This window comes from Thalassoroseus sp. (genome assembly GCF_984380535.1).
Map to the genome: position 1 here is coordinate 211,591 of NZ_CFHRBF010000015.1, position 13,152 is coordinate 224,742.

Annotated in this window: 5 protein-coding genes; 3 read left to right on the forward strand and 2 right to left on the reverse strand. The window is 55.2% G+C overall.

Features of this window, described 5'->3' with window-relative positions:
* Nucleotides 1–216 precede the first annotated feature (216 nt).
* Genes AC5DDB_RS20900 through AC5DDB_RS20910 form a run of 3 tightly spaced genes read left to right on the forward strand, consistent with a single transcriptional unit; the run spans nucleotide 217 to nucleotide 7,642 of the window.
* On the forward strand, nucleotides 217–2,979 hold the full coding sequence (locus tag AC5DDB_RS20900; RefSeq protein ID WP_491741705.1) for a sulfatase-like hydrolase/transferase: 2,763 nt from the start codon (nucleotides 217–219) through the stop codon (nucleotides 2,977–2,979).
* Entirely contained in the window at nucleotides 2,979–4,409 is a 1,431-nt protein-coding gene (locus AC5DDB_RS20905; protein WP_491741706.1) for an efflux RND transporter periplasmic adaptor subunit, read from the forward strand. The genes AC5DDB_RS20900 and AC5DDB_RS20905 overlap by 1 nt, the downstream gene beginning before the upstream one ends.
* The gene (locus tag AC5DDB_RS20910; RefSeq protein WP_491741707.1) at nucleotides 4,406–7,642 is read left to right on the forward strand and encodes an efflux RND transporter permease subunit; all 3,237 of its coding nucleotides are present in this window, start codon (nucleotides 4,406–4,408) and stop codon (nucleotides 7,640–7,642) included. Before AC5DDB_RS20905 ends, AC5DDB_RS20910 begins: the two co-directional genes overlap by 4 nt.
* A 904-nt stretch (nucleotides 7,643–8,546) precedes the next feature.
* Here AC5DDB_RS20910 and AC5DDB_RS20915 read toward each other — a convergent pair.
* Together AC5DDB_RS20915 and AC5DDB_RS20920 are read right to left on the reverse strand one after the other, a co-directional pair.
* On the reverse strand, nucleotides 8,547–12,173 hold the full coding sequence (locus tag AC5DDB_RS20915) for a protein kinase domain-containing protein (RefSeq protein ID WP_491741708.1): 3,627 nt from the start codon (nucleotides 12,171–12,173) through the stop codon (nucleotides 8,547–8,549).
* Nucleotides 12,166–12,930, reverse strand: a complete 765-nt coding sequence (locus tag AC5DDB_RS20920) for an RNA polymerase sigma factor (protein WP_491741709.1) — start codon at nucleotides 12,928–12,930, stop codon at nucleotides 12,166–12,168. The genes AC5DDB_RS20915 and AC5DDB_RS20920 overlap by 8 nt, the downstream gene beginning before the upstream one ends.
* Nucleotides 12,931–13,152: the final 222 nt, after the last annotated feature.

A 13,152-nucleotide genomic window follows, 5' to 3' on the forward strand; every position in this document is an offset into this window, starting at 1 on the left:
GGATGGCGAGTGATCGGGCCGAGTCGTCGAGTCCACTTTTTTCAGAATTCGAAAATCTCCTGTAGATTTTTGGGATCGGCCGGGTTTTATCAACCAGAAACATTTCGAGATCGATCGTACGCTCGTCCGGCGATCAGCCTTCGATCAAGGTTGAAACGTGTCGGGTTCAACAGTTCCCAGAGTTTCCCACATCGGATTTTTCTACGGACCAAGACCATGTCATCACTCCGCTCGATAGCCCGAGCCTGTTCTCTATTTTTCATTTTTTTTCTCAGTCTCGAATGTGCCGCTCAGGCCGACGACCCCAAGAATGTGGTTGTTTTGCTCGCGGACGATCTCGGGTGGGGTGATGTTGGCTTTCACGGCGGATCGGCGGAGACTCCGCATCTTGATCGACTTGCCCAAGAGAGTCTGGAACTCACTCGGTTCTACGCGTACCCGGCATGCAGTCCCACCCGAGCGGCCATGTTGACCGGCCGATTTCCCCATCGCTATGGCATCTTTGGACCGGTTCGTCCCCGGGATGTCGGTTTGCCGGCCGCCGAATTTCTCCTGCCGACTGCATTTCAGAAGGCGGGATATCGGACGAGCTTGATCGGAAAATGGCATCTGGGGGTGAGCGAGGACGGGAAAACGCATCCGGTGAATCGCGGTTTCGATCAGTTCTACGGGTTTCTCTCGGCTTCGGTGGATTACTTCGACCACACTTCGCGAGGACGGTTGGACTGGCAACGGAACGGGAAACCGATTGAGGAAACGGGGTACGCCACCGACCTGTTTTCAGCCGAAGCCGTTCGACAAATTCACAATGCCGACGGAACGCCGTTGTGTATGGTCGTGGCGTTTAACGCTCCGCACAGCCCGTTCCAAGCTCCTGAAACACTCGTAGCCAAGTACCGAGACCGGTTGGATAACCGAGCGGGAAATTACGCCGCTATGATCACCAGCTTGGATGACGCCATCGGGAACATTCTGAAAGCACTCGATCAAAACGAAATGTCCGAAAACACAATCGTCGTGTTTGCCTCGGACAATGGTGCGGTTCGGATTGGTTCCAACGGTCCTTTTCGGGGGCAGAAACGAGAAGTGTACGAGGGCGGAGTTCGAATGCCTTGCTTGATCCGATTTCCGGACGGACTCCGGCCCGGCACCAGCGATCAACTGATGGTGATTGACGATCTCTTCCCCACCCTCGCTGCCGCCTGTCACGTTTCGTTGGACACCCAACGACCGCTGGACGGCATCAATCTCTGGCCGTCTCTGACAACCGGGTCGAAGCAGCCTCGCAGTCTGGTCGTTGGGGAACAGGACTTGGCGTTGATTCAACAGGACTGGAAATTGATCCAAACATCCGCCGGGGCACGTGAGTTATACCATCTTGCCGAGGATGCCGGGGAGAAGCGGAACCTGATTAATGTGAACACAGACGTTGCCACAAAAATGACGCATCAACTCTCGCAATTCCTCGAACAGGTGAATGCCGATCGACCCACGCAACTTGCGATGGCTCAGGACTCGCCAGTCGAGTCCAAATCACTCGCCGAGGGCGAAAAAATGGCCCAGGCAAAACTCGCAGGCGACGTGATTTACGGCCCACTGGGAAGCCAACGGGTCGAGTTGAACGGGTTTGGCTTGCGGTTGCTTTCCGGGGAAGACCACAATCGGGACGGCCAACACAACGGACAAGCCACGCTGTCTTACGATCAAGTCACGTCTGAAAACCGCTGGTATCGGCTGAGCATCTCCGGTATGGCTCAAGACGACTTCGCCGTCAAGAATGATGATCTTTATCTTCAGGTCGAGTTCTTCCAGAACGACGGGAAAGACACGCTCGACTCCATCAAAACGCGAATTTATGCCCAGGTGGAACGGGAACGAGCAGACTTCGCAGATGAAGGCACCAACGAAAGTCTGGGGCGAGCGACTTGGCGAACTTACTCGATGGATATCCGCACGCCTTTTCCCGAGGTCGACACGCTGAGTATCAGCGTCGGGTTCGACAACGGCGTGGGAACGGGACGGAAATCGGAATTCTGGGTGCGGTCCATGCACGTCACACCAATTCATGCCCCCGCAAAATACCAGCCACCCGCGAATGGAAACCGGAGTCTTCCGCAGCCGGAACTCAGTTCTTTGGTTCACCTGGGAGGACGATGGTATTTCGATCCTCAAGGGAAATCTCGTCAGCTCCCGGAACAGTTCGATCATACCAACGCGGATCAATTGCTCTACAAGTCCGACAAGCTCGAAGCTCCTTTCGCCGGAAACATGACCGCGTGGCTGCGAAAAGGGTACAAAAATCTTGATGGGCAACTTGTCGAAAAGGACCAATACCTCCCCGACAACCTCGTGATCACGGTCACCGAGGACCATATCGTCATGCACAGCAAGAACGTGCCCAATCACCCCACGGCTTCCTTCCCGGACCGCTGGCGGATGTTGGATGGCAACCCGTCGTACATTCAAGAGCAGCGAATGACGTGGTACATCCCCATTCACCCGGAAGTCGACCCACAGCATATTTCGATGAATGCTCAGAACGAAAACGGAGCACTCCCGATGGGGCCGATTGGCGTGGCGACCAACGGAGTGATTTTCTTCAACCCCTTCGACCACATCTTCGAGGCGGACGCGGTGTGGCGGTTGGATCGTTGTTGCGGGCACCCCAGCCCACAGAGTTCGTATCATTACCACAAATACCCCGTGTGCGTGAAAACTCCTTGGAATGACGAAGGCACGGGACATTCCAGCATCATCGGGTTCGCGTTCGACGGGTTCCCGGTTTACGGTCCTTACGAATCCCAGGGTCTCTTGGCGAAGAATGACACGGAGAATCCCATCAACGATTTCAACCTGCATGAAGACCCACTCCGCGGACCGCATTACCATGTCACTCCCGGAAAATTTCCGCACATCATCGGCGGGTATTGGGGGCAATTGGAAATGAAAAATCGCGGCAACCGGAGACGAGCCCAGTGATGACCCGATCGAAAATTGCCTCTCACCTCTTCCAGTGGGTCGCACCGGTGTTGGTTCTCGGACTGGCGGGGTTCTTTTTCCTGGCGATTGGGAAAGAGTCCAAACCGAACCGCCGGAAACCGGCACCGCGGAAGTCTACACCCGTCGAGTCGGTGCATCCGCGTCGGCATTCCGGAACAGTGGATATCCAGACCACCGGCGTCGTCATTCCTTACCGGGAAGTGGAACTCGCGGCTCGAGTTGGCGGGGAAGTCATCTACAAGGCGGATGCCCTCAGTCCCGGACGGTTTGTCACCGAAGGAGAAACGCTGCTCAAAATTGATCCCCAGGATTACGAGCTGGAAGTTTCCCGCCTGAAGAAAGAGTTCGAGAAAGCCACTGCGGATTTGACCAGCCTGGACGTCACCCGCGAAAACACGGCTCGTCTGGTCAAGTTTCATCAAGAGGTTGTGAAGCTCCGCGAAGATGAGGTGAAACGGTTCGGCAACCTGAGAACCCGTCAAGCGGCTACCGCTTCGGAGATGGGAACCGTTCGCGAGACGCTATTGTTGGCACAGGAGCAACTGACAACTCAGGAAAACTTGATTCGCGAGTTGGACTTGCGGACCAAAACCTTGGGAATGACTCGCGATCTGGTGGCTCTCCAGTTGGAGAAAGCGCGGTTGGATCTTTCCCGCGCGACTGTCACGGCTCCATTCTCCGGGATGGTTATCCGCCACAATGTCGAAGAAAATTCGACCGTCTCGCCAGGAACCCCCATCGCGCTGATCGAGGACACGTCTCATGTCGAGGTGCGGTGCAACCTCCGCGCGGACGATCTAGATTTCATTCAATACCACGCTTCCGAGACCGAGACGGCCGCGATCGAAAATTCGGAATCGCGACTGTATCGACTTCCGTCGATCCCCGTTACCGTTTCGTACCGGCAAGGAAGTCAAACATGGGAATGGGAGGGAACACTCAGTCGCCAGGACGGATTGGGGCATGACGAAAAAACCCGAACGGTGCCGGTTCGGATTCATGTCCCCCAACCCGCGAAAAGCATCTCTCCAACAAGCGGCTACGGGCAACGGGATTTGGCTTTGCAACGGGGAATGTTCGTAACGGTCGCGCTGCACTGTCAACCTCGACAGCACTTGTTGACCATTCCGGAATCGGTTGTCAGGCCGGGAAAAAAGGTTTGGCTAATGATCGCCGGCAAGCTCCGGATCGAATCCATTCCCATCGCGCGGATCGAGTCGGGTGAGGCATACATTGACACTCGATTCACGTCGCTCGATACCAAGAGCCAGATCATCAGTTCGCCGGTTCCCAATGCGAAAGACGGTCAGCTTGTGTCCGAACTGGGAAGTTCCCGCCCGAAGAAACCTCAAGACCGCCAACAGGTTGCTAAAAGGCCTTCGGGCGGCGGTCGAGAAAGATTGCCATGAAATCCGTTGTGAGTTGGGCTGTCGCAAATGCCCCCGCTACCAACACGGTTGTTTTGGCAACTCTGCTGTTGGGCGTCTGGTGTGCCGTCTCGATGCAGCGGGAATTCTGGCCGTATTCCAACCTCGATGTTGTGCAGATCAGTGTCGAATACCGTGGAGCCAGCCCGGAGGAAATCGAAGAAGGCATCTGCCAACGGATCGAAGAAAGTGTGCAATCCGTTCAAGGCGTGCGGCGAATCACATCGATCGCCCGCGAAGGCCAGGGAGTCGTTTCCGTTGAACTAGACGCCGACCTGAGCGAAGCGGACGTCCAAGAAATTCTCGGCGAAGTGCGTTCGCGTGTCGATGGAATTCCCAGTCTCCCCGCGTTGGCGGAACAGCCGACTGTGCAGCGTCAACAACCCCGTACGACAGCCCTGAATATCGGTGTCGTCGGACCGGAAGACAACACGGTCGATGGCCGTCTGGCTTTGCGAGAATTGGCGGAAAACATCCGTGACGAAATCTTGCTGCTGCCGGAAGTTTCGCAAGCGGAAGTTATCGGTGTGCCTCGTTATCAGATCGACATCGAAATCGCGGAAGAAACGCTCCGACAACATAATCTTACACTGTCGCAAGTCGCGGAAATCGTTCGTGAAGAAAACGTCGAGGTTCCGGGAGGAACCATCAAAACGAACTCCCAGGAAATTTTGCTTCGCGGCAGCAACCGTCAGTCGACCGGCGCGTCCATCGCGAAAATCCCGCTGGTGACCGACGCCACGGGACTCGTTCTGACCGTCGGCGATTTGGGAACGGTTCGCGATGAGTTTACCGATGACGCCGCCATCAGCCGGATCAACGGTCAGCCGGGACTGGCCATTCAGATCGACACGAGCGAAACGGAAGACGTCATCAAAGTCGGCAACGCGGTGAAGGAATTTGTCCGCGAGTATCAGGCCCCGGAGGGTTATCGGCTCATCAGCTTTCGCGATCGGACGGACGATGTGGAAGCCCGGCTGATGTTGCTGGTGAAAAACGGTTGGCAGGGGTTGATCCTCGTCTTCATTCTGCTGACGTTGTTTTTGGAACTGCGATTAGCCATTTGGGTTTCGATGGGAATTCCGGTCTCGATTGCCGGCGCGTGTGCGGCGATGTATTTCACCGGCCAGACGTTCAACATGACCTCGATGTTCGCATTTCTGATCGCCCTGGGAATCATGGTGGACGATGCGATTGTGATTGGCGAGAACATCCACGTTCATCGTGCGCAAGGGAAAAGTCTTGTGCAGTCCGCGATCGACGGCACGCTTGAAGTGATGCCCTCGGTGATTACTAGCGTGTTGACCACCATACTCGCGTTTTTGCCAATGTTGTTCATGACCGGACGGCTGGCTCGATTTACTCAGGTTCTGCCGTTCGCGGTGATCGCGATCTTGCTGTTTTCACTGATGGAAGCGTTGACCGTCCTGCCGTGCCACTTGGCCCACAAAGACGGAATGTTGATGCTGTTTTTCCAATGGCTCCTCGGACCGTTTCGATTCCTGGCCTTATTGATTGCCTGGGTCAATGCCCGAGTCGCGGTGTTGCTGGACCGATTTATCGAGAACATCTACCTACCGACATTGCGTTTCGCAATCCGCTTTCCGCTGTTCATTGGTAGCACGGCGGTCGCTTTACTCGTTGTGACGGTCGCCACAGTTCGTAGTGGACTGGTGCCTTATATTGTTCTTCCCCGAATCGACTCGAATTTCTGCGAGGTCATCATCGCCTTTCCCGATGGCACCCCCGAAGAGACGACCATCAAAGCCACCGAACGATTGCAAGCGGCTGTCTGGAAAATTAATCAGGACGCGATCGATGAAGGTCTCGCGGGGGATACCGAGGGAGTCGTCACCGTCGTTCATGAGGCCGTCGGATATGGAGCCAACACGGATGGAGACGTCTCGACGGGAAGCCATGTCGGCAGTTTGTCCGTCCAACTTTCCGAAGTGGGAACTCGCGATCTGACCAGCCAAGAGTTTGTCCAACGTTGGCGACAGGCAGCCGGGCAGTTCGCGGGGGCGGATCTCGTTTCGTTCAGTTCCGGGCCACGCGGCATTGCCGGGCAACCGATCGAATTTTCCTTGATGGCCCGCAGCCAGGACATTCCCAAACTCGAAGCCGCCGTGCAAAAGTGCGTTGACCGTCTGGAGAAATATCCCGGCGTGCACGATGTCTCCGCCGGAGGTCGCCCCGGAAAATGGGAGTACCGTATACGGACTCGTGAAGACGCGCGGTCGATGGGCGTTTCGTTGAGCGAACTCTCACGCACCGTACGAGCGGCCTACTACGGCGACGAAGCCATGCGACTTCAACGTGGGCGACATGAGGTCGAATTGCGTGTCCGTTACCCTCGCCATCAGCGTCGATCGCTCGCCAACTTCGACGAGCTGCAAGTTCGCGATTCAGAAGGCAATGAACGTCCGCTGACGGAATTGGCCGAGATCGATGTTCAACGCAGTTACTCAGCCATCCACCGCCTCGATCAAATGCGTTCGATTACCATTACGGCCGATGTTGACGAGACTGAAGGCAACGCGTTTCAGATCACCGCGGATATGCGGCAGACACTCATGCCGGAACTCGCTGAGGAATATCCGGAACTCCGCGTTCTTTGGGAGGGACAGGAAGAGCAAACCAACGAATCCATGACGAGCATGCTTTACGGTTTTGCGGCAGTCATGCTCGGAATGTATTTGCTGTTGACCATTGAATTCCGATCGTACCTCCAACCACTACTAATTTTGTCCATTATCCCCTTCGGCGTCTGCGGCGCGATTTTTGGGCATGTGATCCAGGGATTGCCGTTCACTCTCTTTAGTATTTATGGACTCGTGGCACTTTCGGGGATTGTTGTCAACGATTCGATTGTGTTGATCGATTTCATCAACCGCCGCATTAACGATGGCCTGTCGTTGGAGGAAGCGATTCAGGATGCAGGTCGTCGTCGCTGCCGTCCAGTTCTTCTGACCTCACTCACCACAGTCGGAGGAATGTTGCCCATTCTGTTGGAAACTTCCCGACAAGCTCAAGTCTTAATTCCCATGGCGACTAGTCTGAGTTTCGGTCTAGTTTTTGGTACGGTCTTAGTGCTGATTCTAGCACCGACTTCCTATTATACCTTGGCTCGATTTCAGAACTTGTTTGATTTCGATACGGCCAATTCCCACCCTCAAGAAGAAACTAAGTTCGACTCCCGTCGATCAATTCAATAAGAGAGTGTCGGTGAGAATATCGATCATTCATGAGAGCAGTTGACTTTTTATCGAAGGGGGTTCTGTCTCGCGGAATTCAGCTAACCATAGGGGATTTCGTATTCATCGCGAACACAGAAGACCGTGATACGGTCTAGTAGAACTTTTGCCTACGCTGCACAGTTTTCTACCGAACATCAATAGCAGTAGGACAACCTATTTAAGAGAGTTCGATTGATGAAATATCGATCGACCTGCCTTTCGTATTAACTGTGTTGCTCAAGGAGACCCAACTCGCGGGGATCGAATCGATGGACCAGCAGCGGGGAGCAAAGCAACGGTTTGCTATCGCCAAAGCCGGATGGCCCGATCGACACCCGCCGCATTCTCGCTGATATCATTCGCCATTTCGTCTAGGTGATTCCCGGAGTTTCAGCAAGCCAGCTATTCACGTACGGCGTTAGACACTGCACTGCGAGGACCGCCAAGTCCATTGGAACTCGCCGTACGTGCGTTTGTCAGCCTTGGAAGAATAGCAACGCATGACGGGCCGGAAGAAACTCCCATAGCGGTCGGGTTTCAGCTCATGGAAATCCTGGTGTAGCTGAGAAGCCGAGTTGAGGTTGGGAATGAAACACTAAAGGAGTGTTACGAGCCGGTGATAAGTCGCCGTGAACTCATCGAGAGATAACGAAGGACTCGGGCGTTATCGAGTCGCTTATTCACGTAGCCTACGACGATCACGAGGTTGAGGACGTTCTTGAGACTGTGGAATTGACGAAACCTGAGATCAGACATGAGAGTGTCAGCGATTTCTTGGGATCGTCACTGTTCTGGGACGTCTCGTCGGACATTCTTTTTCTTTGGGGTTTGGAGTCGATGGCATTGGGATGTCTCCTGTCTTTCGTCCGTGCTACTTTTTTTCTCAGCGTTGAAGTGCTTCCTGAGTCGGTCCGTTTGGTCCTGATTCTCCCTTGATCCAACTCTGAGCCCAACGAACATAGTCATCTGATGTTGGCAATTCCAAAATTGTTTGCCTGAGACTTAGGTACTCCTCGGCGGCCACTAGTTCCGGGACATCGATCTCAGCCGCAATTCTGACACCGGCCACGGATTCGACAAAACCCGCGAACCAGTCGGGAACCTCGTGCGGGGGGATAGGGACTTCCCAGATCAGAAGCTGGCTGGAATCGGTCGCGAGCATGAAGGATCGACCATCCTTCATAAATCGGCCCATCCCGCTTTTATCTTGAAATCCGGTTCCTACCCGGACCGTTTGATCGAATCGGACCGTAAGTGGAACGCCATTGTCGACATCCCAAATTCGCGGTCCATCAAATGCGATCGTCAGTAAGAGTCGGCCATCGGGGCTGAATCGGACGTTGCGGACTGCGCCGGGATGTTGCAAGAAGGCGTAGCGGAGTTTGCCGGTTTTCACGTCCCAGACACCCACCGTCCGATCGCGGGACGCCGTCGCGATCAGACGACCATCTGGCGAAAGTTCGGCGTGAAGTACTTCGCTGCGGTGCTTTAACGGAGGGAGCAACTCGTGCCCGGTATGGCTGTTCCAAACGCGAGCAGTGCCGTCATGCGACGAGGACAGCACATATTCTCCGGTCCGATCGAACTCGGCCCAAGTGACCTGATCGCGATGGGCCGTAAAATGCGTCAGCAGTTCTCCGGTTTCAATGTTTCGAATCATCACGGTGTTGTCGGACGATCCACTGACGATCCGGCGACTGTCCGGCGAGAACATGACGGAGTTCAACTCGTCGTCATGCTCGTATTCCAAAAGGAGTCGACCATCCGCCGTCGAACGAACCTGGACGACATGATTTGTCATTCCGATTGCGAATAACTGTTGATCCGGTGAGATGTCGGAAGGATGGACAGATGCCGGGACTTTGATCGGGTCTATCAAGGGCTTCCCGTCAGGAATGGACCACATGGACACAGAAGCGTTCGACGAAACTGTAATCAGCTTTTTGTCATTCTCAACAATGAAGGCTCCCCAGACCGGTCCAGCAGCCTGGAACGGTTGACCGACGATTTCCCCCGTGTGGCGATCTTTGAAGAATAATTGGTTGCGGATGTTGTTAGATACCAACAATCGTTCGTCGGAGGTCCAACCGACGCCATCATGCGCATTATGTTCATAGCTCCGGTCCGCTGGCAATTTTCTTGGCTGGATGGTCCACACCCGCAGGACTGCTGGGCGATGTCGAGCGTATCGAAAAGGAGCGGCAAACGTCATCAGCTTTGGAGGCTCGTGATGATTGCTCCACTGCACACGGGCAACCCGGCTGGCGTGACCCATCGAAGCGGAGGCGGGCTTCCCGGTGTGGGCGTCCCACAATCGTGCGGTCGAGTCGCCGGATGCGGTGACAATCCAACGACTATCCGGGGAAAACACATAATCTTCGATATTGTAATCGTGCTCGATTTGCCCGATGGGTTTCTGAGTGACAAGATCATACAACTGAATTGCTCGGAACGAACCGACGGCAAGGATGTTTCCGTCCGGACTAAACGCCAACGGACGTTCCCCGGTCCTTGTCAGTCCGTCGAACGTAGCAACTGACGAATCGCTTTCGAGACTCCAAATTTCAAGCGTCTTCCGCGACACCCAAGCCACACAAGTTCCCTCTCGATTGAGACACGCAGAAAAAATGCGTCCCGGTTTGAGCGAGGTTTCCAGTTCTCCGCTCTGCCAATTCCAAATCCGAATTGGGGCGTTTGCATTATTGCGACTGGCAGTCATCAATCGTGTTCCAACCGCTGATGGCATCGCGTCGCGGATACGGTGGCCGTGGTCGAGCTTGTGCAGAAGTTTTCCGTCTGCCGTTGTGTGGATCTGGACCGTCGAAGAGGAGACAGTCATGAAAAATTCGCCGTCACCAAGAAACTGCACCGCGTCAATTTTCTGCTCGGTCGAGAACGGCTTCCACAGTCGATCCCGCGTTTCCAATTCCCAGACCGCAACGCGGTTTTCTGCTGACAATGCAATCAGCCGCTTCCCACGCTTGTCGAAGGCGAACGATCGAAACCCCTCGTCACTTTCCAACGGGCGACCGTGTTGGGAACCGTCCAAAGAGTCATAGAAGCGAATCCACCCGTGCGAAGACATAACCGCGAGAAGTCGTCCGCCGGGTTGTGTTTGGGCATCAATGACCGCGTCTTCTTTGGGAAACCGAATCGGGCTGGCGCCGGGAACGACGAATTGCCGTTGCTCCATGATGGACATTGCGAGCATGGCGGATCGCCAGTCGTTTGTCCCTTCTCGAATGAGCTGCGCAACCTGGGCGAGTGCTCGTGCTTCCTGATCTTGATCGAGAAGCCGATCGACCCGTTCGATCTTCAATCGTCGAACGGTGTTGGACAGGGTTTCATTGGCAATTCGCGTTTTGTTCGCTTGCCAACCGACTCCCACCAGACCAAGTATCAACGCGAGAAGTAAACCGATACTGAGTGTCGCCGGAACAGGGTTGCGACGAGCCCACAACAGGAGTTGCTCTGCTCGACCGACCGGTCTTGCCTTGATGGCTTGTCCGTCAGCGAATCTTTGGAGATCGTCGGCCAGGTCATTCGCGGTCGCGTATCGTCGAGCGGGCTCTTTCTCCAGACACTTCAACGTAATTGTTTCCAGGTCCGGATGCACCTGCGGATTGTGTTGCGAAGGGCGAACCGGTGGTCGGTCCATGACGAGCCGCACCGTATCGAGTGCCGTTTTTCCCTCGAAAGGCGGGTGGCCCGTGAGCAATTCATAAAGGACGGCACCGATACCGTAGACGTCGGCGGCAGTGGTGATTTTGCGTCGGCCCGCCGTCGCCTGTTCGGGAGCCATGTAACTCGGACTGCCCACCAGGGTCGAAGTGAGCGTGAGGTCGTTCTCTTCGTACCCAATCAGTTTGGCCAAGCCAAAGTCGGTCACGTACGGATTGCCCTCCCGGTCGATCAAGATGTTCGTCGGCTTAATGTCCCGATGCAGGACGCCGTGCTCATGGGCGAAGGCCAACGCTCGTGTGACGCGACCGATCAACCGAGCGATTCGCACCTGTGCGATCCTCGGCGATGACGCGGGATCGTTCGACAGAAGGTGATCCTTAAGCGAACGCCCCAGGTCAATGCCTTCAATGAACCGCATGGCGAAGTAATGCTGCGATTCGTGCTCCCCAATCTCGTAAATGGGGACGATGCCGGGATGATTGAGTTTCGCGGCGGCTTCGGCCTCGATGCGAAATCGTTGCACCGACTCTCGCGTGGCTAACTGGCCGCCCAGAATCATCTTGACCGCCACTTCGCGGTTCAAGCTGAACTGAGTCGCGCGATAGACAACACCCATGCCGCCCCGAGCGATTTCCTCGTGCAATCGGTAATCGCCGAAATCCTCGCCATTTCGAAGAAATACATCGGCGTCCTCGACTTCTCGAAGTGAGTCTTCCGATTGGTTGAGAGCCAATTGGATCAGACAGCCGACACATTGACCCTCGGCAACCGACGGCCTGAGAATTTGGCCGCAACGAGGGCAGTGTTTTTGTCCGTTCTCACTCATGTGACATCACACTTCCTGTCGAGTCCCCAGACGACTTCGGCGCACATCGCGTGTCTGCCAGCACCGACATCAGGCGTCGCAATTCGTCCTCGACATCGTTGGGGTCGGCCAGGGTCTCGGCCACCATTTGGCGAAACACCTGTCCGTATCGCTTCCGCATGCGGGACAACGCCATCGCGATCGCGGCTTCTGTCATATTCAATCGAGACGCAAACTCCCCTTTAGGTACGCCTCCTGCGAGGAAGGGCTTGAGCAACTCGAACAATTCGGCTCGGTCGGCGGAAACATAGTGTTGTCGCAACTGACCGATCACGCGATTCATCAGGGTTTCAACCCAACGACGTTCAAAGAAAAGTTCGGGCGTCCCCTGTTCTCCGAGGGCCTCCTGGTACTGCTGCTCGAAATCTTCCTGATCGAGCGAAAGAATCCGGACTTGCCCACCTCTTTTGAGCGTGTGTTCCGATCGCCAATGTTGATTGATGAAGTTAGACAACGACTTCAACAAAAACGAGCGGAACCGGCCCCGTTCTGGATCGGCAGTCCCAACTACAGAATGTTCGATGAGGTAACAAAAGAAGCCCTGCACGAGATTCTCTGCATCCGCCTCCGCGTGCCCTCGTCGTCGGCAATATGCGTACAGGGGATACCAGTAGGCCCGGCATAGATCTTCCAACGCCGCCCGAGATTGCTCCGTGGGCGACATTCCGGCCCGTAGCACGACGCTCCATTCCGTGCTTTGAAAGCGGTCCTGACTCATTTTTGAACGGGGTAAGGGGGTGGAGTGATTGTGCCATTCAGCGAAGGGACGGCTCCCATTGTAAACCCCGTCGACGATGACACAAGATGCATCTCGGTTACGAAACCGGGCAGCCCATCCCATTCTGAAACACCCACAAACCCGATTCATGAAAGGCCGAGACCCAACCGATGAAAGGAACTCGCTTCGCACCATCTTCGATCGGCCTCGACTTTCCCCTCA